Below are 24,296 nucleotides of genomic sequence, written 5' to 3'. Positions count from 1 at the left end.
GCATATTCCATACAGTCTCCACGGGACAACCTCCTGACTTGCCTCCCCATACCAGAACTGTCTCACGGCCAGCTACCACCGGTAGCAAGCACGGCCTGCACGGCACGATTTACCTGCTGTCGCTTGATATCTGCTTGCATCTTGCCTGCGCTGAAGGGCGATGATTGCTCCTGCTAGCCCACGCAGTACAACCCTGCTTGGCCTCCCTGCCGTTTAACACCGCTTAATGAAAAGGTGCCGCAGAGGTATGCATATCAATACGCTCCCCCCCACTCTTTATTGTCTTGGATGCTGGTGAGTAAAATATCGCACTCACGGATATGTTTACGCATCATCGTGAATCTGCATTCAAATTAATGGAGAGAGAAAAGGCAAGGTGGAAAGCTGCCTTCAACATAGTGATCATATTTAACTCGCGATACATTCGCTCATCCGGTTACAGATGTTACTGCACGTATTCACACTATTTACCTTCACGTCACCCTGCGTAATTAACCATAGCGTAAATATCCATATCTATCGATATAGATGATAATTGTTCTTGTTCAATGGCAACCCTAAAAAATGAGTTGAGATGACGATGAACATGACAAGCGATAAGGGTGTTAACCATCACCCAAGCAGTGGTGCCAGCAACTGCAGCGCCTTATCGAACTCGAACTCGTTGACCGCCCGGCTCACCTCTTGAAATGCAGCACGCAGCGGCAATGCACTGCCAGCCAGATCAGCCTCAATCTGCTGACAAAGCGCCAACGCCTGGGCATCGCTCTGTGCCAGCAAGGCCCCCAACTGCTGCAGTTGCGCCGCCAGCATCCCGGCATCGATGCCTCGGGAAGCGCCCATCGTCACAGGGGACGCTGCCAGCGCGGCTTCCAGCCCAGACAGCAGGGGCTTCAGCTCGGCCATCAGGGATGGCAAGCGGGTTGCGACCCCTGCATCATCCCCCTCTTCACAGGCTTGCTCGAGCAGCGCCGCCTGATCCGCCACACCGGTAGCCCCTATGGTGCTGGCACTGCCCTTGAGGGTGTGAGCCAGACGCCGAGCCGTGACTTTGTCATCCGATACCCACACCGAGTGGAAACTGGCTTCAAACCCCTGCTGCCCGCTACAGAAGCGCTGCAACATATTGCGGTAGAGCGCACTGTCGCCCCCCATCACGGCCATGCCCCGCTGCACGTCAAGGCCGGGCACGCCTTGCCAAGGGGTCGCATCGTCAGTCACCTGCAACTTGCTGGCGGCAGCCAGAGGTCTGGCGGGTGTGATCCAGTGCGAGAGGGTCGCCAGCAACAGCGGCATATTCAAGGGTTTGGCGATGTGGTCATTCATGCCTGCCGCCAGCGCCTTCTCTTTATCCCCGACCATGGTGCTGGCTGTCATGGCGATAATGGGGATCCGGGCCAGCGCCGGATCGGCGCGGATCAACCGGGTCGCGGTGTACCCGTCCATCACCGGCATCTGGCAATCCATCAGGATGCCGTCAAACCCGCGATCTTGCGCCAACAGGGCGAGCGCCTGTGCCCCATCGCAAGCACAGACCAGGGAAATCTGCTCCTTGCCCAGCAGGGCCAGCGCCACCTCCCGGTTCATGTCGTTATCATCCACCAACAGCAGACGAGCCCCCGCCAGCCAATGAGCGGGCAGCGCAACCTGATGATGGGGGCTTGCATCCGATAACGCCTCTCGTCCCACGGCATAGCCCCCCTGCGCCTTACACAATGCCTGACACAGTGCCTGCGGGGTAAACGGATGGGCCAGCACATCACACGGCGCCAACCCCAGCGCAGCAACATTGCTGGCAAGCGGTGCGGGATCGCCCGAGGTGATCAGCAAGATCGCGGGCGGCGCTGCCAGCGTGCCAACCTCCTGCAGCACCTCTGACAACCAGCTCTCCCCCTCCAGCCAGCCCAGCACAACTCGATCACAGGGTTTGCCCGCCGCGATGCCTTGATGCAGCAGCGCCAGCACTGCGGCGGGCTCGTCCGCGCAGACAAGCTCAACAGGCAGCGCCGCCAACTGGTGGAGAATGGCCGCTCGCGAAGCAGGACACGACTCCAGCAACAGCAGACGCTGCGGCGCCAGCGGCATGGCCACACGTAGCTCTTTCTCCTTCCCCTGATCCGCCAGGGTGGCGAGACAGATACGGAAGTGGAACTCGCTGCCCTGCCCCGGGGCGCTCTCCACCCGGATCTCACCGTCCATCAGTTGCACCAGATTGTGCGTGATGGCCAAACCAAGACCGGTGCCACCATATTTGCGGGTGGTCGAGCTGTCAGCCTGTTCAAAGGAGTGGAAGAGACGCTGGCACTGCTCGGCTGTCATGCCGATACCGCTATCCTGCACACTGCCCTGCAGCCAGATCTTGCCATCTCGCTCGTTACTGCGTGCCAGCCGGACAATCACCTCTCCCTGCTCGGTGAACTTGATGGCATTGCTGGTCAGGTTGAGCAGGATCTGGCCAAGCCGCAGGGGATCGCCGCACAAACGGTCAGGCAGATCAGCGGCCAGATCGAACAGCAGCGCCAGCCCCTTTTCCCGCGCCCGAAACGCCGTAAGATCCGCCAGCCACTCGAACACCTCGTTGAGCTGGAAATCCACCTTCTCCAGTTGCAACTTGCCCGCCTCCATCTTGGAGAAGTCAAGGATGTCGTTGAGGATCCCGAGCAGGTTGTTCGCCGCTCTGTCTATCTTGCTCACATAGTTGTGCTGCTCGGGGGAGAGGTTGGTTTGCAGCACCAGATGGGCCATACCGATGATGGCATTCATTGGCGTGCGGATCTCATGGCTCATGTTGGCCAAAAATTCGCTCTTGGTTCGGGTGGCATCTTCGGCGATCTGCCTAGCTTCTAGCATGGCGGCCTCAGCCTGCTTGCGGTCGCTGAAATCGAAGATGATCCCGTCCAGATAGATGGCCTTACCCTCGGCATCATAGGTGGCGAGTCCGATGGAGTAGACCCAGCGGAGCTGACCCCAGCGATCGAAGATGCGGTACTCGTTGATGTATTGCCGATGTTCGGCAATGGCATCGATGGTGTTGCGGTTGCTCAGTTCGAGGTCATCAGGATGGATCAAGTCACCAAAATCGCGGCTGTTATCGACAAAATCGCTGGCGGGATAGCCGGTTAATTTTTCCGCCTCGTCGCTGACGAACAACATGGTCCAGGGATGATGAGGCAAGCAGCGATAGACCATACCCGGTACGTTGCGCACCATGGACTGGATCCGCTGCTCGCTCTCGTGCAGCCGCTGGCGATCTGCCGCTATCCGGTCATGAGCCTCCCGCATGGCCTGCTCGGCGGCACGGATCGGGGTGATGTCGACCAAGCTGCCGACCGCACCGCTTCGCTCGCTCTCGGCAAGCTCGATCCCCGAGAGAAAATAGAGCATGTCCAGAGGACGGCCATCCGGCGAAAACAGGCGCACCTCATGCTGCGTTCTGGCCTGGCTGCCAGCCACCCTCAACAAGGTGTTGTCCTCATCCGCCGAGTCCAACCCGGCAAGTTGGGGCAACTCCGCCAACCGCTTGCCCTCGAGCGGGCGGGCACCACCAAATGAGCTGGTAAAGGCGCGATTTACCCCCAGCAGGCGACCCTGATTATCGGTATAGAAGAGAGGATGTGGCAGGGTATCGATCAATGCCTGCTGGAAGGCAAACTGCTCGTTGCGCTCGCGGATACTGCGGCGACGCAACATCCGCCCCTGCCAGAGCAGGGCCGAGCTCAGACATATCAACAGGGCGGTGCCGAACAAGCCCACTCGCCGCCATCCTGACACGGCCTGTTCCACATTGCCCAACAGCAGCAGCGTCCACTGCCCTTTGGCATCGTGCCACTCGATAGGCATGCGGCTCACCAGATAGCTATCTTTCCCTATCCGAACTTCACTGCCATCGAGTGCAGGCAGGATCACCGGTTTGCGATCCGGGGCAAAGTAGTGTCCATATAGGCGAGAGGCAAAGAGCTGCTGTTGCCTGGCGGCAGAGTTCGGTCCCACCACCGCCATTTGCCAGTCGCTCTTGTTGCTGGCCATCACCACTCCATCTGGCGAGACCAGCAAACCGATGGTATCGCCCCACCCGGCCAGAAAGGTATCGAGCAGCGCCATCTCGTAGCGCGCTACCACCACCCCGGTAATGTCGCTTCCTTGCGCCCGATCGTGAGAGACTGGCGCCGCCACATAGATCATCCGCTTGCCGGTATTGAGGCTAACCCCGGCATCTACTGTTTCCAGCCCCTTGAGCCCTTGCCTGAAGTAGGAGCGAAACGACACATCCTGCCCGACGACATGGCGGCCAAGCGCATCCCAATCACGGACAATCACCCCTGCTTTATTGGTAACAAAGGCATGATTGGCCTTCACCCCCTGCGCCAACACCTGCAGAGCTTCGCTCGGGCTCAGCTCCCCCCGCTCGAGCAGTGACGCTTGCTGGATCTCGCGGTTGAGGCGGCCAGCCAGTTGCACCGCCCCCATCCCCTTGCTTGAGAGGGTCAGTTGCTGCAGATTGTCGCCCTCGCGCTGAATGCGGGTATCCAGCGACTGGCGATACTCCTGCCGCTCCAGCTCCAGATAGAAGGCGTCGACCAGCGTGGCCAACATCAGGGAGAGCAACAGCACGGCAGCAATGTGCCAGAGACGCGATTTCATGGTTGACAGCATGCTCCATCGTTCTGCCTGGCCATCATCAGCACCGCCTCACAGGAGAAGACGTGCAATAAAAGGCACTCACCGAGCAGCGCATTCATCAACTTGTGGCAGCCACTCTTATCATCAACCAGCAGCACCATAGGATGGGCCGCGCTCGGGGCAAGATGTTCCATATCTCGTGATTCTCCCTGCCAAGATGGAGGATGGCGACCCCTGCCAACCTTTCTCACACCATAACGGATCCCCCGACAGGCAGCCATGACAACCCGGTTGAAATGTGCGCACAACCCGACAGGAGCCAGAAACTCACAAGGGATAAATCGGATACAAGAAAAAAGTGGATATGGGGTAATGGCGGTTGTACACCATCAGAAGATGGGTCAGCACCAACGGTATGATGATATCGGATTGCTCTCTTTATCACGTTGGGTGATGAGCCAGCTTGCAGATTTATATTTCCAGCGCAAGGTAGCAGAGGTATCGGTTGACCAGGGTCATGCACCCTATATTATCATGCTCAAAATGAGCTGGCAGGATACAGCGACAGATGGGCACATCAGATAGCCATATGGACATAGCAAAAATAATTTCCGGGCCCACGCTGGTACTGGAAAAAGATAATGTGCACAGCGATGCTCTATGCAATCAGTTACGAGCCATTGGCATAAGCCAGATTACGGTGGTGGAGAGTGTCGAGGCGCTGGAACGTTGCGTGGCTGATGGCCCTGCCGCCATGATCATCTGCAATATCGATCTCGATTCGGCAAACTTGCTCACGCTGCTGAAAAATATTCGCAGTAGGGCACCTCATCACACACTGCCATTTTTGACCCTGACCTCAGGGACAGATCGCCCATTGATCGAACAATTTGTCCAGGCGAAAGTCTCTGACATTATCTTGACCCCGCTCAAGCCCGATACCCTTAAAACCAGGATCACTCGGCTGCTGTTGGCAACCAGCCAGTCGCAGCCCCCACTTTCACAATTTGAATTCGGTCGTTTGCACCGTTTTTCCAACAGCGATCTGGTCGCCAGCAATCAGGATAGTCCAACCATTCTGGTGGTTGACGATGTTCCAGATAATTTGATGCTGATCACCTCGGTATTTCGCAAAGAGTTTCATCTCAAGTTGGTCAAGGGTGGCGAAAAAGCGATCAGGATCTGCCAATCGGATAATCCACCCGATCTGGTGCTGCTCGATATCATGATGCCCAACCTGAACGGATTCGATGTCGCCAGAATTTTGCGTGAACATCCCCACTCTGAGCACATCCCCATCGTCTTTATGACGGCACTGGATGATATCTATTCCCGTAAACGGGCGATGAAACTGGGGGCCGTCGATTTTATCACCAAGCCGATCGACATCGAGATGCTGCGTTTTCGCATTGCCAATCTGATGCGGCTGGTGCATGCCAGAAGAGATCTGCAAAAAGAGTTCGATCAGATGCTTGAGCTCAATGCGCTCAAAGAGAGCCTCGAGTTCAATATCCGCTATGAAATTCGGGAGCCCCTGCTCAACGCGCTACACCTGCTGGAAGAGCTAGCGGCCGACTCATCGCTCAACATGCTCCAAAAAACCCAGCTATCCATCACCAGAAAATCTGTAGGCGATGCACTGGCATTGACCCGGCTGGCCAGCGAGATTTACCAGATTGAAACCGGCACCTTTGTTTTGAAAGCGGGTAAAGTCCAGCTCTTTAATATTTTCAACCGGCTTTCGGTGCAATTCAAAAATCTCTATGCCGGGAAAAAGCTCGATATCAAGCTGACCAAACCCAAAAATTACCTCTATGACGAGCTATTCATCGCAGGTGACGAATTTCTCTGTTATTCCGCGTTTCAAATATTGACACGGCTCGCTTGTGAGCATGCGGCGCCCTCCTCCTGCGTGGAAATTGTCTGTCTGAAATATCCCGACAGCATTATTTTAAATATTGATAGCTCGACCTTGCTGGATATCAACAATGTCCTCTCTCTGTTCGACAGATTCCCATCATCTAATAACAACAAAGAAGCACACAGTCACAATGGCTATCATGGCAAAATCATGCTGGAAGCTCATGGCGCCACCGTTACTGTGTCGCTGGATGAAGAAACCAGGCTGCTGAATATCTCGGCGTCCTTCCCGCAAAAAGAGGGTTTCAATCCATCTCCAGAGTGAAAAGAATCACGTTCACAGAACTCTGCGGTAACATCGCCGTGGATCATTTTTGGCTACTGCGATGGGTGAATAAACAAAAGGATTTATCACCCCTTTCCATTTATCGTCATCTGGTGGTTTACGCAACGGGGTCTCTTTAATGCAAGCAGCAAGGGCGAACACCATGAAGCTACCCATTATCCTGTTGGGTTATCTCATTTATACCCCACTCAACAAACCCATCCATTAAGGAGATAACATGAGTCTCATTCGCCGCGTTATCCCCTTGTATGTTCATATTGCCCATCTTTTTCTGGGTTTATTGCTGGTGTTTGCCTTGATCACTCTTGGTCACCAATATCGGCAAACCAAAACCATGCTGATGAAAGAGGCAGAAGACAGATTCACCCTGATTGGCCAAATCACCACTCAGGCTTTAGAAGGGCTGTTCAGCACCTCAGCTTTAAGCGTCAATCTGCTCGCCCAACAGCGCCTGACCGAAGCCAAGACCCTGTCAGAGCGAATGGCCAGCCTTCCCTACATGACAACCCTGCTCAAAGGACAACCTTCTGCCAACGCGGTGTATGCCGGTTACAACAACGGCGATCTATTCTGGCTCATGCGCTGGCCTGCCGACACCGAGGTACAACACCTAACGCCGCCCGCCAATACCCGCTGGATCGTGAAGAGCATCCGGCATCAAGAGGCAACCACTCTTACGGAGACCTTCGCGCTGGCCGACAATCTCACCATCATTGAACGGCAAGAGGAATCAGGACAATTTTTTGATCCAATAGAGCATCCATGGTTTATTCAGGCCAAGCAGAGTGGACAGTTGGTGCAATCCCCTCTCTATATCTCGCACGATACTCAGGAGATGTACCTGAGTTTTGCCGAACCAATGCAAAATGGGGCTGGCGTCATAGGGATGAGCCTGAACCTCCGAGCTATCGAGCGCCTGCTCAAATCCGCCAAGATAACCCCCAATATGCGTCTAGCCATCGTCAATGAGCAGGGCGAGCTAATGACAAGTCATAAAGGTGGGATGGTGATTCATGAACATGGCGCTTATCGACTTGCAAGAGTGACCGAAGCCGACCTGCCTATGATCCAACACTTGATGAATGCCAGTCAGAATCAGAAGGCAGATAGTCTTTCCTTTAAATCAGAGGGCAATGATTGGCAAGGAATGCGTATCACTTTACCGGAAGCCGATGGGTCAAAATTAACCCTCTGGATTGCAGCACCTGTCGATGAGTTGCTGGTCACCGCCTTCACCATTCGCAATCAGACCTTCCTTCTGTCGGGCATCTTCCTGATCTTTGCCCTGTTCGCGGCCATCAAGCTGGCCAGAACCGCCGCCAGGCCCCTTGATGACCTGACTCAAGAAGCAGGAAAAATCGCCCACTTCGACTTCAACGACCCGGTCAGGGTCAACTCCTATATTGCTGAAATCATCGATCTCTCCCAGGCCATGGGCGACATGAAATCGACCATCCAGCGCTTTTTGCAGCTTTCCACCTCCCTCTCCAGCGAGACCAGTTTCCCCCGCTTGCTGGTGCGGCTGCTCACCGAAATGCAGCAACTGACCGGTGCAACAGGCTGCATGCTCTACCTCTCCGATAGCGGCAACAAGACACTGGATCTGGCAGGGTTATGCTGGAATGGCGAGGTGCAGGAGCAAACGCCGATCCACAGTATCGGAACCCTCAATCAGCCAAAACATCCACTGTTCCAGAGCTTGCAAGGGGTAGAACTGGAACCCGTTGCATTGGTCACCAGCGAATTGCAGATCCTGTTTCCCTACATCGAGGAGAGCGACACACCACTGACCTTCTGGCCGATTGCCCTGAAAAACCGTGATGGCCAACTGCTCGGCACCCTGGTGTTTCTGATCGATGAACGGAAGAAGTCACTGACCCCGCAGCGGATGGCATTTGTCAACGCGCTCTCTTCCACCGCCGCTGTGGCACTCACCACCCAGCGACTGCTGGAGGAGCAGCGCAATCTGCTGGAAGCCTTTATCCAGCTCATCGCAGGGGCCATCGATGCCAAGAGCCCCTATACCGGTGGCCACTGTCAACGAGTCCCCGAACTGACCAAGATGCTGGCAGAAGCGGCATGTGAGGCCAAGGAGGGCCCCTTCCAACACTTCTCGCTCGATGAAAAACAGTGGGAAGCAATACATATCGCGGCTTGGCTGCACGACTGCGGCAAAGTCACCACACCGGAGTTTGTGGTCGACAAGGCCACCAAGCTGGAAACCCTGTGCGATCGCATTCACGAGGTCAGGATGCGTTTTGAAGTGCTGAAACGGGATGCCGAGATTGCCTACTGGCAGGCACGTCTCCATGGGGGTGATGAGGCCACGTTACAGGCCACGCTGCAACAGCAGTGGCAACAGCTGGATGAGGAGTTTGCCTTTATCGCCCGTTGCAACGAAGGGGGCGAATTTATGGCCACAGAGGATATTGCAAGGCTGCAGCAGATCGCGGGCCGCACCTGGCAGCGCACGCTCTCCGATCGGATTGGGATCTCTCAGGATGAACTGGCGCGCAAACAGCGGGCCGCGGAGTCACCGCTGCCGGTCACCGAACCCTTGTTGGCCGATCGCCCGGATCACCTCTTCACCCGCAGCAACCGCGACCGCCTTGCCCCTGACAACCCTTGGGGATTTCAGGTCAACACCCCTGAATACCTCTATAACCGCGGCGAGCTCTACAACCTCACCATCCGCCGGGGCACCCTCACAGATGAGGAGCGCTACAAGATCAACGAGCACATGATCCAGACCATCATCATGCTCGAAAAACTCCCCTTCCCCGCCAACCTGAAACAGGTGCCGGAAATCGCAGGGGGACACCATGAGAAGATGGATGGCACTGGTTATCCCAAGCGGCTGAAACGGGACGAGATGAGCATCCCTGCCCGGATGATGGCCATCGCCGATATCTTCGAGGCGCTGACCGCCGGCGATCGCCCCTACAAGAAAGCCAAATCTCTTTCGGAGGCCATCCGCATCATGGGATTCATGCAACAGGATCACCATATCGACCCCGAGCTGTTTGCGCTCTTTCTCCACTCTGGCGTCTACCTGCGCTATGCCAAGCGTTACATGAGCCCGGAGCTCATTGACGAGGTGGATATCAGCCCCTATCTCGCCAGCCATTGATCGCCGCGAGGCACTCTGGGTTACCTGATGCCTGCAGTCTGGGGATCTGCATGCAGACCCGCCGTCTTGTCACCGGTGGTCACCCCGATGCGTAATAGAGATGGGGAGGATATGCACCGGACAGCCATGCTAATCCTCTCCATGGCACCTTGTTCTGACTGACCTTACGGACACTTGCCAATAACGGTAATCGAACAAAAAAACGAGAAAAATCAAGATAGATAGCCAATTAAAATGACATAATTGACTATAGTTCAATCGAACGTTTGAAAAACGTGACCACTTCACATGGGCCCAGTGCAATGACCACTGAACGGGAACTGTTGATCCGCTCACTGTTTGATGAGTACATCGAGATGTATTCATCACGGGATGATCGGCTCACCACGCGATTTAGCGACAATTTCAGCGGCTTTGCCGGCAGCAGTGATGTTCTGGTTACCGATAGGGATGAGTGGATCCGGATAACCCGCCGCGATTTTGCCCAGATCCCGGGCAGGATCCGCCTGGAAATACTCGATGTGACCCTGCAAGATCTGGCCGCGGATGTGGTGGCTGTCACCGCCTTCTTTCATATCCATCTACCGAAATCAGAACCTATCCTCTCCCGCAGAACCGCCAGACTGGTATTGATTTTTCGACACGAAGCCATGGCGTGGAAAATTGCTCACAGCAGTATCTCAATCCCTTACAGTGCGGCTCGGGAAAGCGAAATTTACCCAATGACCAGTCTGGAGGAGCGCCAACATGAGCTGGAGCTCATTATCGAGCTCAGAACCAAGGAGCTGGCGGAAGCGAACCGGAAACTGGAAGCGCTCAGCAATACCGACGGGCTCACCAACATCGGCAACCGTCGTCTGTTCGACAACTCATTGAACCAGGCCTGGGAGCGCTGTATTCAGACAGAGATGCCGATTGCGCTCATCATGCTCGACATCGATCATTTCAAGCAGTTCAACGACCTCTATGGCCACGTTGCCGGTGACGAGTGCCTTCGATTGCTGGCCCATACCCTGGCGCAATCCGGGCGCCGCTCGGGGGAGTTGGTGGCCCGCTACGGCGGAGAGGAATTTGTCATCCTGCTGCCACATGTCGAGCGTCAATCCGCCTATGAAATTGCCCAACATATCCAGCGGCTGATTTTTGCACTCGCGCAGCCACACGCACAAAATACCACCGGTCTGGTGACAGTTAGCATGGGTGTTGCCTGCCTCAGACCATCGAGTCACTGGCAGCCGTCTGAGCTGGTAAAACTGGCTGATGCTGCGCTCTACACCGCCAAATCATCCGGCCGTAACTGCATCAGAGTGGCGGAGTCACCCAGCCTTCCACAACCAGTCTGCCCATAAGTCCCTCATGCGTGACCATCCTCCCCGTGGGGAACCACTGCGCGCTAACCATGCACGGCAAGGCTCAACGCATCCCATCGCAACATACCTTCCCACAGATCCAGTGTACTTTGATAGGTATCTGCCGCGTTGTAATGGACCATGGCATGCAGGCGGGCATGATGGCCAAGTCGCTTGACCACGTCGGGCATGGCATTGATGCTGGCCAGCACCCGCGCCAGATCGCCGGGATCGTTTGGCTGATATTTACGGCAATTCACGTCATCGGTGAGGTGTCGATCCCACCAGGCGCCATCGGCCGGGATCACTACGCATAATCCTGCCGCCATGGCCTCCAGAATGGAGAGACCAAACGGCTCCTGGTGACTGGTGGAGACAAAAATGCCGCATTGAGATCGGATCTCGTCAAGATTGGCGGGGTTGGCATACCAGTGCGTGTCTGGCAGCTGTGGCTGAGGCTGGCTGCAGGGCTGCAGCGTGCCCTTGGGTTGCAGATAGCACACCATTAGCTCGGGGCGAGCATCAGGGATCATCTGATGGGCGGCCAGCATGGTCTCCAGTCCCTTCCAGCGCAGCAACGAGGCCGCCCACAAAATACGAGGCCCCCCCAGGGTCGCTTTGGGCCAATCAATCTCGCTCAAGCCGTTGGTAAATGGCTGCCAGTATGACGGGAACTCGGTCTCGCCAAGCCGGGCCAGCAATGCAGCCAGGGAGCTGCGTGTCGATTCCAGATAAAAGACAAAATTCGCCCGTTGCAAGGCTCTGGCAGAGAGCCCCGAGCATCCCACAGGGCCATGGATCAGCTGAACCACCCGGCACCGTAACCAGCGGGCCGCCCAGTAACAGCAGAGATCCACCCCCGGCCCGGACGCAGCTACCAGACACTTCACCTGCCCCAAGCGCAGCACCAGCCAGAGGATCAGCAGGGTCTGCCACCCCTGTTTGAGCAGATAGCCGATGCCGGACTCCCGCCCCTTCAATATGTGGGGCAGCCAAAGAGGATGATGCTGACAACGGGACCAGGAGTCGGGATCCTGGGTCAACACATGGCATGTGAGCCCGGGCATCCGCTTGGCCAACTCATCGAGCAGCACTTCGGTCGCAACCTTGGAGCCACCGCGAAACGGGATGGGATCCACGACGATGATCTTTCCAAACACCGGCTCAGTTTGCATGCTCATCTTGCTGCTCCCTTACTCTGGCACCTTGCGGCGGCCAAACCCCAGTTGCACTTTTTGCGCCACTTTTGCCATCCCACTCGCCAGCATATTGCGACCTCTGGCAAGGAGTCGTTGCCCCGCCCAATGAATGAGTGGTCGGAAGGGTGTGGGGGCCGTTGCGTGCCAACGACCAGCCAGCGCGGCGTCCCAAACCGCCGTGACCTCGTCAACGTAGCGCGCCACCGTGAACAACTGTGCGGCACGCAACTTAGCGGCCCGCCCCATTTCACATCGGCGCTGCGGATTGCTCAATTGCCGCCAGTGATCAGCCATCTCGGCCCAATCCCCCGGGGTTGCCAGCAAGCCGGTCACCCCCTCCTCCACCACTTCGGGGATGCCGCCCACCCGATAGGCACTGACCGGAAGCCCCAACATGCCCGCCTCCGCCAACGTCAGACCAAACACCTCCTCACGGGCTCCGGAGACCAGCAGATCCACCCCGCCCCGCAAGATAGCCGCGCTGTCCGGCCGCTCGCCGAGAAAGTGGACCCGCTCGGCCACCCCGAGCTCGACAGCCAACGCCATCAATGCTTCCCGCTCCGGACCGCTGCCAATAATCAGCAACTGAGCCTCCTCCCCCGATGCCATCAGGGCAGCCAGCGAGCGGATCAGCAGATCAATCCCCTTGCGTTTGATCAATGAGCCGACGGTTGCGATGATCATATCCCCCGGGGCAAGCCCAGCATGCCGACGACCGGCCAGTGAGCACCGCCATTCAGGCGAGCGGCATCCACCCCGTTGGGTATCCGGATCAACCGATCGGCCGCGCAGCCATCCTGGCGCCAACCGGTCAATACCGGCTCGCTCACCCCAATCATTACGCTTGCCTGATGGACCCGCAGGCTGAATCTGTCTCTGGGCTGATAACGGGCATGGAGGTGACACACTAGCGGCACCTGCAACGCCCGACAAACACCCGCCAGCCACTGACAAGGGGCCGCGCTGTTGGCATGTACCAGCCCAATCTGCCGTTCGGTGATGAGCTCTCTGGCTTGCCGGGAGAGGCGCCGATGGGCAGCAAGATCAAAGCGGGGCGCCTGCCATCCCAGCAGCAGGCTGAACGGCTCAACCATGGTTTCTACCCCGAGGGTGGCCGCCTCTGCCGCCAGCGTCGGGCTATTGCACCAGAGCAGGGGCGTAAACCGGCTGCGATCGAGGTGGGCCAGCAAATCCAGCAGGCAGCGTTCGCTGCCGCGGATCCAGTCCTCTCCGTAGTGAACCAGCAAAACAGGGGTTGCGTTCATCCTCTTGCTCCCTTTGGTGGCACTGGCGGCAACCGGGTTGCCTCCTGATGATCCTCAGCGGTGGCCTTCACCTCTGTGGCCGCCTGCTGCACGTACTTGATGGCGGCGACGGCCAGCGCCAACTCCAGATAGATGGGCCAGGTAAACCCCTGGGTCAGGAAGGATCCCGAAATCACAAACCCCACCATGCTGGCCATCACCCCCTGCATCGCCGTGATCACTGCAGGAGGCATGCCAGCAAGCTGGCAACGCCAGCAACTGCGCAGGGTCACCGTCACCATGCCGATAAACAGCGCCAGCCCGACAAAGCCGGTTTCAGCCAGCACCCCGAACCAGGTGGAGTGCACCGCATGATTGAGTCCATCCCAATGGGGGCTGTAGAAGAAGTAGTTGTAATAGAAATTGGACAAGCCCACCCCTACCAGCGGATGGCCCAGCGCCATCCCCCAGGCTGCTTGCCAGGCGTAGATCCGCCCCATGGCCGAGGCATCGACCCCACTCTCGGCGGCGCCGCCAGATGCCCGGTCGATGATCCCGGCGGCGGCAAACAGCACCACCAGCGCGACCATACCCAGCGAGATCAACAGGGTTTTCGACTTCACCCGCTGCCAGGCAAACAGGCCACCAACGGCGCAGATACCCAGCAAACCACCCCGGCTCTGGGTGGCGATAATGGCGGCGGCGGTCAGCGCAAAGCCAAGCCCCCCCAGCAAACGCCCCCCCACCCCATTGCCCTGATTGAGCAGCAAGCTCAATGAAAAGCCGGCAGGAAAGAGCAGCACCAGAGCCAGATCGTTGGGATCCCCCAGCACAGAGCCCAGCTCGCGCCCTATGGTCACCCGGGTGCCCTCCACCAGCCCGATCCCGCTCGCCTTGTTGTAGAGGGCCACCAGCGCCACCAGACAGCCCGCTACCACGAAGGTACGCACCGCCAGCGCAAAATCCCCCGGAGTGCGCACCAGCCAGGCGGTGGCCAGGGTCATCAGATAGATCTTGCTGTAGCTGCCGGTCCAGGTGGCGATCGCCTCGCCCCGGTTGCTGGCAAACAGCACACCGATGGAGACCATCACAAAGAAGGCCGTCAGCCAGCTCAGGGCTGGACTCCAGTAGGGCTTGATCCGGCCGGTCAGCAAAATGTGCCAGACCAGCGCGCCGATGGCGGCCAGCGAGAAGAGCAGCGGGATCTTGAGGGGATAGAGCTGGGGGAACACCTCATGCAGCCGAAAAAAGGAGAAGGTGACAAACCCCAGCACCATCAAGAAGGGCCAGCGCAGGGCAAACCAGATGGCGGGAATGGCAAGGCCGAGCACCGGCAGCAGCAAAGGATGGGGCAGCCGCCACCAGAGCAGAGCCAGCACCAGACAGATGGCGCTTGCCCAGATGGCCGGCGTTAGACGAGCCATGATCCTGCCCACCATTGGCCGAGCCAGACCATCGCCAGCGCCCCGAGCGAACTGGCCCAGAGGGTCGAGAGGCGATACGGCAGCGGCAGCAACCGCTGGCTAACCAGATAAAAGGCCAGCGCCCGTACCAGATAGACCAAAAGCAGAGTCCAGCTCACCCCGGCAACCCCGAAGGGGGGGATGGCGAGCAGAAAGCCTGCGACCCCAAGAGCGCTGCAGCCCAGATTGATCACCATCTGGGCATTGCTCTTCTCGCCGCTAAAGCAGCCGACATTGAGCAAGTCCGAAACATTGCGCACCGCCATGCCCAGCACCAGCAGCGGAATATAGGCGATCGCCCCGTGATAGCTCTCCGGGGTCAGCCAGCGAATAAGCAAGGGGGCGGTAAGCCCGACAATCCCCGCGGTAACAAACCCCAGCACCGACCCCATCACGCTGTAGTGGGCATTGAGTCGCAGTCCATCCGGCTCGCGCAGCAGCATGAAACGGCGGGGATACCACCAGAGGGCAAAGGGTTGCAGCAACAACCCCACCGCCAGCGCCAGCTTGCCCGCTACGGCGTAGTAAGCGAGCAGCGCCTCCCCCACCACATCGGCCAGCAGCCAGCGATCCAGTCCGCTCAGGGCAAAACCTGCCAGCCCGCTCACCACCAGGGGCAATCCATAGCGCAGCAGCGGCCGATAGTGCTGCCAGTCAAAGCGGATCCCGCTATCTCGCCACTGCCAGAGGCTCAGCAGCAACGCCAGTGCAACGCAGGTCAGGGTGCCGGAGGCCAGCACCCCGCTCACGCCCCAGCCGAGCCAGAGCCACCAGCCGGTCAGAATCGACTGGATCACCGCCTTTCCTGCGGTCGCCACGAAAAAGAGCCGGGCCTGATTGCGCATCCGCAGCCATGCCAGCGGCACGCCGATCACCCCTTCAAACGGCAGGGCGCAAAGCACCCAGCGCACATCCGCAAGGCGGGTTTCCACCGGCAGCCCGGCTTGCACCAGAGGTGCCAGCAGCCAGAGCAGCACCAGACTGGCCAGGGCGATCAGCCAGACCAGACCAAACATGCGGGCCACCACCTGCTGGCGCTCCTGCTCATCTTTCGCCAATCCGGCAAAGCGGTAGAGGGCATCCACCAGCCCGAAGCCCAAAATAAGGGAACCCAGATTGATGAGGGTCAGCAGCACCTCCAGCTGGCCGTATTCACGAGGCAGCAGCTGATGGGTCAACACCGGCAGCATCAGCAGGGAGATCCCCTTCATCAGGAGCAAGCCGCCGGCGTAATAGAGCATGGCAATCTGGTTCACACCAAGTTTCATAGGGCCTCCCAGCCACCCGAAGCATCCTGCTCCGGGTCAGCTACCGCTAATGCAAAGCCCACGCCACTCACTCCCGCCCTGAAGCGATAGCCCCTCTGTGCAGCTTAACCGGCCTGAACAAGCCCAGAATGAGACTGGCATTTGCGTTTTGCACAACGCTGGCTGCAAATTGCACCGACCGGCGCAATCTGCCCCTCCTCTTAGCCCCATTTAGCTCGCTCCCACCGGGGTCGTCCTGTTGGCCCGATCCCTGCTTTCTGCATAGCGAGCAACGGACTGCACTAGAGGGAGAAGTCGCCATGAACACCATCAACCTGCACCGGATGAAAAGCTGGGCCAAACAGGGGGAAACGCCACTGGCCCGCCGGGTATGGCGCCTGGCCAAAAGTGCCCGCCACTGGTCATTCCCCGTGATCCCTCCCCTGCATCGGCTGCTTTATCGGCTCTATCTGCTGATCAGCAACGCGCTGGCGACCCTGACCCGCACCCTTTGGTGGACCCCCTTGTTTCAATCTCGCCTCACGGCCCCCGCCCCGCGCCTCTATCTCTATGGTGGCATCCCCTATATCAGCGGTCCGGTCACCATCGAGATTGGTGCCGACTGCCGCCTCAGCGCCGCCATGACCATCAGCGGCCGCGCATCGAGCCAGACACCAAGGCTGGTCATTGGCCGCAATGTCGGGATTGGCTGGCAAACCACCCTGGCGGTGGGCAGCAAGATAGTGCTGGGGGATAACGTCCGGATTGCAGGGCGTGCCTTTCTGGCAGGCTACCCGGGGCACCCGGTCAACGCCCGCGATCGCGCCCGGGGCCTGCCGGATCGCGATGAACAGGTGGGGGCCATTGTGCTGGAGCAGGATGTCTGGCTTGGCACCGGGGTGATGGTGATGGCCGGTGTCACCATAGGCACCGGCACCATTGTCGCCGCTGGCAGCGTCGTCACCCGGGATCTGCCCGCTGGCGTGCTGGCAGCGGGTGTACCGGCCACCGTACTGCGCCCCTTGCAGCCACAAGATCACAGCGACCTCGCACACGCCTCGGAGACCTTTGCATGAAACCACACTCACTGCCGCAGCTGGTGGTATTGGGAGAGGATTGGGGCCAGCACCCCTCCAGCACCCAGCACTTGATCAAGCGTCTGTTGCCTGATTATCAAGTGCTCTGGGTCAACTCCATCGGCATGCGCTGTCCCCGCTTTACCCTTCATGATCTCACCCGTATCGTCCGCAAACTGGGGGCGGTGCTGCGCGGCGCGCGCCATGCTGGCGGCCAGTCGGTTGCGCCAGTCGACGCCAGCAGCCCCCAGGTACTGCCGCCGCTCGCCTTGCCGCTGCCGGGCAGTCGTCTGGCGGGCAAGATCAATGGCCACTGGCTGGCGGCGCAGATCCGGCGTCAGCTGCCCGAGCTGGATCGCCCCCTGCTCTGGATCTCCCTGCCCAGCGCCGTCGATCTGATTGGCAAGCTCGAAGAGCGGGCGGTGATCTACTACTGCGGCGATGACTTCTCGGCGCTGGCGGGGGTGGATCATCAGGCCATTGCCCACTGCGAAGCCCGACTGGTGGAAAAAGCCGATCTCATTCTGGCCGCCAGCCCCGCGCTGGCCAGCCGCTTTCCCCCCCATAAAACCCGGCTCCTCAGCCACGGGGTGGATCTCGAGCTGTTTATGCCCCCCAGAGAACGCCCGGCGGATCTCCCTTCCGGCCGTCCCATTGCCGGATTTTACGGCAGCCTGAGCGACTGGATTGATATCCCCCTGCTGGCAGAGACGGCGGCCGCCCTGCCCCACTGGGATCTGGTGCTGATTGGCCCGGTCCAGACCGATATCTCCCCCCTCAAGGGGCTCCCCAATATCCATCTGCTGGGGCCCCGTCCCCACCACACGCTGGCGGCCTATGCCCAGCACTGGCAGGTGAGTCTGCTGCCCTTTGTCGACAACGCCCAGATCCGTGCCTGCAATCCATTGAAATTGCGCGAGTATCTGGCCGCAGGGCGCCCTATCGTCAGCACCGATTTTCCGGCTCTCGATGGCTATCGGGATCAGATCCAGCTCCCCCACGATGGGGAGAGCCTGGCCCAGGCCATCAATCGGGCCGCCTTTGATCAATCCAATCCGGGCTGGTTTCAGGAGAGTGGCTGGGAGGGGCTCACCCGCAGCGAAGGGCGCCACACGCGCCAACAGCAGGTGGCCCTGCAAAGCTGGGATCACAAGGCTGCCGAGCTGAACAACTGGTTGAAGGGGCTGCCCGGATGAGCAGAGGGCTCTGGCTGGTTATCCTGCTCTGCGCCAATGCAGCAATGGCCACTACCCGGCTGGAGGGGCAGACCCCGCTGCCCCTAACCAGTAACCAGACACCCCAGCGGCTCGATCTGAGCACCCACAACTGGCCAATAGGCAGCGATGATGAACTGGTGATCGAGGGCCATAACCCCAGCGCCCACCCGCAAACCCTGATCCTGCGTATCGACGACGAGGCCTCGGTCAACTACCGCAGCCGGGTCAATCTGGAGCGGATTGTCGCACCCGGCCCCTTCACCCAGCGCTTTGCCTTGAGCGAGTGGCGCACCAGCCAACCCAGAGCGCTGGCGTTGGACAAACTCACCAAGCTCTATCTCTTTATGGCCGATAACGCCCCCTCCATGACCATTCACCGCTGGTACTGGGTGCCCGGTCTGACTCTGCCTGATGGCACCATTGCGCTGGATCTGGGGGCCTCCACCGCCCCCCGCTTTACCGGCTTTGAGCCCCTGAGCCCGGGGGATCCCCGGCTGATTGGCCATCCCACCCCCATCTTGCGCCCCTCCGGCGATGCCCTTGTGCGCGATGGGCTGCGCAATCTGGATGGCGTACGGCTGGAGGTCGCCAAGGGGCGCTACCAGCTCACCCTCTGGCTGGATGACCCAGGTGAATGGGAGTACCTGCCCCACCCCTTCGAGCGCAGCGTGCTGGTCAATGGCGAGCCCATCTGGGCCGAGCAGTGGCAACCGCAGGAGTGGCTAACGCAGCGCTATCTGGCGGGGCAATCTCGCGAGGCACTGCCAAATCCGGATCCCTGGCAGCTGTTCGGGGCACGACAGGGCGGCCCGGTTCATGTCACCCTGAACCACCCCGGCGGCCCGCTCACTATCACATTGGTGGGTCACTCACCGGATGCCAAATACCTGGCGGGGCTGCTGCTTGCCCCCTATCCGGCCAGCACCCGCAAAGAGGCTCTCCCGAATAGTGGAAAAGATCTCGCCGTATTGGCCGACGCTACCGCAAGCGTGCTGACCAAGCAGCGCCAGCTGTTTTTGGAAAAGTGGACTCTGGCCCCCTATTCCCCAACCCCAGCCCCAGCTTCGCAGCAGCTCAGCCTCACGCCGATTACGGATGCCGCCCCAACCCTGCAGATCGCCCCGGCATCTGCGGCCGATGCATTGCAGCAGGCTGCACAACCGGTGCTGGCCGCCCGTGGCAGCAAGCTGCTGCTGGAATTTGCCATCCACGCCGCCACCGACGATCCGACCCCCTTGCTGGTGATCCAGCCCCCCGAGCAGGCAGGATCGCCGCTGGCGCTGACCCCCTATTACGGCAAGTGGCATCTGGTTCGCCCGCAGGCGAGCGGCACCCTGCTGGCTCCCTCGGATCAGGAGCTGGTCGAGGGGATCGCCGGGCTCACCCTGCTGGCAGACGCACCTCGGCGTCTGGTGCTGCAAATGACCGTCCCCAGAGACGCCCCGGCGGGGCGCTATCTGGGCAATATTCAGCTGCTCAGCCAACAGCAACTGGTGCAGCTGCCACTGACTATCGAGGTGCTGCCGCTGACCCTGCCCGCGGCCAGCAAGCCGGTCGGCATCTATGTCGAAGCGCCCCCCTATCTCAACTGGCTGAGCCCCAACCCCGAGGCGTTAAAAGAGCAGATCGCCGCGGCCAGTCGCTGCGACCTGCAGCGGCTCGCCAAGCTCGGGATCAGCGGCCTCTCGCCCGCCCTGCCACAGGATGAAGCGGGGATGAAGGAGATCATGGGAGAGGCGGCCGGGCTCGGCTTTGTGCCGCCCCTGCTGGCCTATACCCCGCTCAAACGCTGGGGGGGAGACCCTGCCAACCAGCTTGATCAGTGGCTGGCGCGGCAACAGGGGCTGACCGCCAGCGGCTTGCCCCCGCTTGCATGGAGCCTGTTTGATGAGCCGGATCTTGCAACCCTGCCCGCCATCACCACCCTGGCGCGGGAGATGAAACGGCGAGATCCGGCGGTGATCCGCGCAGGCCACTTCAATCATCCGGGTCAGGCTAGTCTGCTGGTAGAGGTGGAGATTGCCCTGATCAACGCAGGTTTTGGCGCCGACAAGGCCGATGTGGCGCGGGTGCGCCAACACAAGGTCACCCCCTGGTTTTACAATCTGGGCACCCCGAGAGCCGCCGGGTTCTATCTGTGGCAAAGCGGCGCCGAGGGCTATTTGCAGTGGCATGGCCGCATGCCCACCGCCCTGCCCTATGACCCCACCGATGGGCGGGAGAGCGACTTTATGCTGCTCGGCCCGCAAGCCTGCGAGGCGCACCGCCTCTCTCACGATCTGCTGCTGTTGCAGCAAGCCATCGAGGATCTGCGCTGGCTCGCCTGGCTGGAGCAGGAGGCCCGCTATCAGGTGGAAGCCGCCCTGCTGCTGGAGCGCCTGCGGGATCAGCTGCCGACCCGCTGGCAGGTGGCAGAGCAACTGCCCTCAGCCGCCTGGATCCAGTGGCGCCGCGAGATTGAACAACTGGCCAAGGGATTGAAAACATTGCAAACTGGTGCCAACTCATCCTCCTGAAGTGACTGCGTATGGCCAACCAGACTCCCCGCTCCACAGCCAAAGACAGCGCCCAGCGCCGCCTGTTGCCCCTTATGTTGCCGCTGCTGATCCTCACCGGTTGCGCCCGTCAGGAGCCGGTCAATGAGACCCTGCCAATCCTCAACCAGTTGCGGGAACAGCAGCTGGCCGAACAGCCCCAGCTGCAACTGCAGTACCAGCAAGCGGAGACACAACTGCCAGCGGATCAGGAGCAGCAGCTGCATCAGTTTTTGGGACGCAAGGATCCGGCCCGGATTGCGCTGGTAAGCGGCCCCGGGCTGCAAACCGACATGCTGGAGAGTGCGCGGATAGCGAGCGTGCGACTGACCGCCCTCACCCGCTTGCTTGGAGCTCGCGCCATTGAACTGGAGCCCCGCTATGACCCCATGCTGGCCCCCAATACCTTGCTGATCCGCATTCTGCCAAACGGTGAACCGGGGTCGGTCACCCCAGCGGCGGCGCAATAAGGCCGAGGCAAGAGGTTGGCAAAGCCACCCGATAGAGGGGATAAGGGGTCAGCCCCCACAACTTGCGCCAACCCTGGGTCAGACGGTAAGAGAGCAACGGTGGACTCTGGTGCAGCTCGCCTAAAAACATCACCCCTTGGCTCATCCCTTCACCCGCCAGCGTCACTGACATCGCCTCGCTATCCGGCGCCACCAGCATGGCCTGCAGCAGGCCGTCACAGCGGGGATGGGCAAGCTGATAGCTGACATAGGTGCCGCCCAATACCGGCGTAGCCACCCGCAAGCGCCATCCCAGCTGGACCAGCTCCAGCAGCATGGGCTTGGCCCCCTCGTTAACTGCCCGGTTCTGATAACGCCAGCCCATGGCGGCAGCACTGAGCAGCGCCACCAGCAACAGCAGCAGATACCCCCTAGATAGATGCATCACGGCGCCCCCGGATAAAGAGGATGGTCATCACCAGCAACATGATGGCCCACTGGTAGAGCTGGGCCAGCGAGCCGGTATGCAGCCAGCCGTACCAGCGCAGATCCAGACTCATCAGCACCAACCGCAGCTGATTGGCCCCGATATAGAGCAGGCAAACCAGCAGCAACATGGGCCACTGCCGGTAGAGGGGCCGATCCGGCGCCAGCCAGCAGCAGGAGACCAACCAGGAGAGCACCACCAGATAGAGTTGAGAAAACGAGGAGCACCCCTTGAGCACAATCAGCGCATGGCCTCCCAGCCGCTCGATGCGATTGCCATCAAGGCGAGTCTCCCAGCCCAGCAGCTGCAACCACTGGCCCACCCCCCAGGCGTCGAGGGCCAGCACAGGGCCGGAGAGCAGGGCAAACACCTGCTGCCCCCACAACACCGCCACGGTAAAGGCGAGCACAATCTGCAACACCGCCCGCTCATCGCCACTCTGATGACGGCGCCACAGCGAGGCCACCAACAGCAGACAGGCCAGCGCCTTGCAACTGGCGCTGGGGATCAGGAGCAGCAGGATAAAGAGGGCGAGCGCCAGTGGATGCGGGCGCCAGCTCGGTGCAACCCGCGATGCAATTTGCCACCAGATAGCAATCAGCAACACCACCAGCAGGTTGAAGTGGCCCATATTGAGCCACACCATGCCCCACTGATTGGCCAAACCAAGTAGCAGCCAGTTGGGTGCCCACTGCCAGGGACGGATCTCCATCGCAACTCCTGCCGGTTATCAGCGCTTTTGACCGCTGTCGCAAGTTCCATGCCTGCCCTGCCTCACCCGGACCAAGCCAAGTCAGAGGATGCAACAAAGCTGGCACGCTTTATTCATTCCCCCTGCTGGCACTAGCGCCAAGGAGAAGGAGTGGGCAATGAAACTCAAACCGTTGGCAGGGCTGCTGGGGATGTTGTTGGTGACCTCCCCCGCATACGCCTTGACCGAAGTCGATACCGAACTGCAACTGCTGATGGATGTGTCGGGCAGCGTCAGTTCATCGGAATTCAATCTGCAATTACAGGGCTATGTGGACGCCTTTTACAGTCAGGATGTACAGAGCGCCATCCTCGACACCAGTGGCGACAAGCTGGGGTCCATTGCGGTACAGATGGTGATGTGGAGCGGCTCGACCCAGCAGAGCGTGATGACCGACTGGTTCCACCTCTACGACATGACCTCCATCAACAACTTCGCCGCCACCCTGGATGCCCTGGTCCGCCCCTATGCGGGGATGACGGCCCCCGGTTCGGCCATGGCCTTTGGTGCCCAGCAGTTTGATACCAACAACTACACCGCCGCCCGCCAGGTGATGGATGTGTCAGGTGACGGTATCCAGAACAACGGGCTGGATACCTCTACCGTGCGGGATCAACTGCTCGCCTCCGGCATCGATACCATCAACGGCATCACCATAGGTCAGGACTATGCCGATGGGGTGCTGCAAGAGTGGTATGTGGAGAACGTGGCGGGCGGTCAGGATGCGTTTGTGATCAATGCCACCACCTTCGCCGACTTTGGCAATGCGCTGGAGCTCAAACTGGCGGCCGAAATTGAAGGGGGCATTATTCCGGAAGGTGCACTGGCTGCCCCCATCGAGGAGATCCCGCTGGCCGCCCAGCTGCTGCTCGGTATGCCACTACTACTGGCCTGGCGCTATCAGCGCCGTAACCAAGGACGCCTGCAGCCCGCCAACGGGCAACTGGCACCCGCCATCGGCTGATTTATCACCCCGTGTGTCGCGATTAGGGAGCTATGGCTCCCTGATTTTTTTGGCGTATTCATGGCATCGCCTTTTCCAGAAATTCAATTAAATTTGTAAACTATCGTTCGCCCATAATGACACTTAACGCCATATTAAAATATAAGCAATGCTACCACTTACCTCAATTTTTACGCTGTGAATACTAAAGTTAAGCCAAAATGCCGAGCGTTGTGAATCACAATTAAAGGGTTTGCTATACTTTCTCACCCAAATTCACTAGCCCACATCCCCAGTCACCGTCATCTAGGGAAGGTGCGAACAAGTGGATCGCACCTTCACCACGAACTCTTTGTCCGCATTTGAAATGCCCATCACTCC

Annotated in this window: 17 protein-coding genes; 8 read left to right on the top strand and 9 right to left on the bottom strand. The window is 59.4% G+C overall.

The window, feature by feature from the left end:
- Positions 1-612 precede the first annotated feature (612 nt).
- The gene (locus OKB77_RS06700; RefSeq protein ID WP_247822883.1) at positions 613-4,641 is read right to left on the bottom strand and encodes an ATP-binding protein; all 4,029 of its coding nucleotides are present in this window, start codon (positions 4,639-4,641) and stop codon (positions 613-615) included.
- Positions 4,638-4,814 carry a hypothetical protein gene (locus OKB77_RS06695; RefSeq protein ID WP_158113075.1) on the bottom strand — a complete coding sequence of 59 codons (177 nt, stop codon included), beginning with the start codon at positions 4,812-4,814 and terminating at the stop codon, positions 4,638-4,640. Before OKB77_RS06695 ends, OKB77_RS06700 begins: the two co-directional genes overlap by 4 nt.
- Positions 4,815-5,188: 374 nt before the next feature.
- Here OKB77_RS06695 and OKB77_RS06690 point away from each other — a divergent pair, with 374 nt between their 5' ends.
- From OKB77_RS06690 to OKB77_RS06680, 3 genes are all read left to right on the top strand, one after another.
- Positions 5,189-6,805, top strand: coding sequence for a response regulator (locus OKB77_RS06690; RefSeq protein ID WP_270817215.1), 1,617 nt, complete (start codon positions 5,189-5,191; stop codon positions 6,803-6,805).
- Positions 6,806-7,043: 238 nt separating this feature from the next.
- Positions 7,044-9,956: an HD domain-containing phosphohydrolase gene (locus OKB77_RS06685; protein WP_270817214.1), complete on the top strand. Its 2,913-nt coding sequence runs from the start codon at positions 7,044-7,046 to the stop codon at positions 9,954-9,956.
- A 302-nt stretch (positions 9,957-10,258) separates the two neighbouring features.
- Positions 10,259-11,305, top strand: coding sequence for a GGDEF domain-containing protein (locus tag OKB77_RS06680; protein WP_270817213.1), 1,047 nt, complete (start codon positions 10,259-10,261; stop codon positions 11,303-11,305).
- Positions 11,306-11,349: 44 nt separating this feature from the next.
- Here the strand turns inward: OKB77_RS06680 and OKB77_RS06675 are convergent, their stop codons facing one another.
- The 5 genes from OKB77_RS06675 to OKB77_RS06655 are packed head-to-tail and all read right to left on the bottom strand — an operon-like array spanning position 11,350 to position 16,479.
- A complete protein-coding gene (locus tag OKB77_RS06675) occupies positions 11,350-12,486 on the bottom strand; it encodes a glycosyltransferase family 4 protein (RefSeq protein WP_270817212.1) in 1,137 nt (378 codons plus the stop codon).
- A gap of 12 nt (positions 12,487-12,498) precedes the next feature.
- A complete protein-coding gene (locus tag OKB77_RS06670; protein ID WP_270817211.1) occupies positions 12,499-13,188 on the bottom strand; it encodes a glycosyltransferase in 690 nt (229 codons plus the stop codon).
- On the bottom strand, positions 13,185-13,769 hold the full coding sequence (locus tag OKB77_RS06665; RefSeq protein ID WP_270817210.1) for a glycosyltransferase family 4 protein: 585 nt from the start codon (positions 13,767-13,769) through the stop codon (positions 13,185-13,187). The genes OKB77_RS06670 and OKB77_RS06665 overlap by 4 nt, the downstream gene beginning before the upstream one ends.
- On the bottom strand, positions 13,766-15,172 hold the full coding sequence (locus OKB77_RS06660) for an O-antigen ligase family protein (protein ID WP_270817209.1): 1,407 nt from the start codon (positions 15,170-15,172) through the stop codon (positions 13,766-13,768). The genes OKB77_RS06665 and OKB77_RS06660 overlap by 4 nt, the downstream gene beginning before the upstream one ends.
- Positions 15,160-16,479 carry a lipopolysaccharide biosynthesis protein gene (locus OKB77_RS06655; protein ID WP_247822889.1) on the bottom strand — a complete coding sequence of 440 codons (1,320 nt, stop codon included), beginning with the start codon at positions 16,477-16,479 and terminating at the stop codon, positions 15,160-15,162. Before OKB77_RS06655 ends, OKB77_RS06660 begins: the two co-directional genes overlap by 13 nt.
- Positions 16,480-16,778: 299 nt before the next feature.
- On the opposite strand from OKB77_RS06655, the gene OKB77_RS06650 reads away from it, so the two are divergent.
- The 4 genes from OKB77_RS06650 to OKB77_RS06635 are packed head-to-tail and all read left to right on the top strand — an operon-like array spanning position 16,779 to position 21,755.
- Complete coding sequence (locus OKB77_RS06650; protein ID WP_247822890.1) at positions 16,779-17,534, top strand: acyltransferase; 756 nt, start codon at positions 16,779-16,781, stop codon at positions 17,532-17,534.
- Complete coding sequence (locus OKB77_RS06645) at positions 17,531-18,730, top strand: glycosyltransferase (RefSeq protein ID WP_247822891.1); 1,200 nt, start codon at positions 17,531-17,533, stop codon at positions 18,728-18,730. The genes OKB77_RS06650 and OKB77_RS06645 overlap by 4 nt, the downstream gene beginning before the upstream one ends.
- On the top strand, positions 18,727-21,267 hold the full coding sequence (locus OKB77_RS06640; RefSeq protein ID WP_270817208.1) for a hypothetical protein: 2,541 nt from the start codon (positions 18,727-18,729) through the stop codon (positions 21,265-21,267). Before OKB77_RS06645 ends, OKB77_RS06640 begins: the two co-directional genes overlap by 4 nt.
- Before the next feature lie 11 nt (positions 21,268-21,278).
- On the top strand, positions 21,279-21,755 hold the full coding sequence (locus tag OKB77_RS06635; RefSeq protein WP_270817207.1) for a hypothetical protein: 477 nt from the start codon (positions 21,279-21,281) through the stop codon (positions 21,753-21,755).
- Here the strand turns inward: OKB77_RS06635 and OKB77_RS06630 are convergent.
- Both OKB77_RS06630 and OKB77_RS06625 read right to left on the bottom strand, forming a co-directional pair.
- Complete coding sequence (locus OKB77_RS06630; RefSeq protein ID WP_270817206.1) at positions 21,733-22,179, bottom strand: hypothetical protein; 447 nt, start codon at positions 22,177-22,179, stop codon at positions 21,733-21,735. The genes OKB77_RS06635 and OKB77_RS06630 overlap by 23 nt on opposite strands.
- Positions 22,166-22,933, bottom strand: a complete 768-nt coding sequence (locus tag OKB77_RS06625; protein ID WP_270817205.1) for a hypothetical protein — start codon at positions 22,931-22,933, stop codon at positions 22,166-22,168. The genes OKB77_RS06630 and OKB77_RS06625 overlap by 14 nt, the downstream gene beginning before the upstream one ends.
- Before the next feature lie 157 nt (positions 22,934-23,090).
- Here OKB77_RS06625 and OKB77_RS06620 point away from each other — a divergent pair, with 157 nt between their 5' ends.
- Positions 23,091-23,936, top strand: a complete 846-nt coding sequence (locus OKB77_RS06620) for a DUF1194 domain-containing protein (protein WP_005360138.1) — start codon at positions 23,091-23,093, stop codon at positions 23,934-23,936.
- The last annotated feature ends 360 nt before the right edge of the window (positions 23,937-24,296 follow it).

This window comes from Aeromonas sp. Y318-3, assembly GCF_027706185.1.
In the GTDB taxonomy this organism is placed as follows: Bacteria; Pseudomonadota; Gammaproteobacteria; order Enterobacterales; family Aeromonadaceae; genus Aeromonas; species Aeromonas veronii.
The sequence above is the reverse complement of the archived record's forward strand: the minus strand, read 5'-3'. Positions and strand labels throughout refer to the sequence as shown.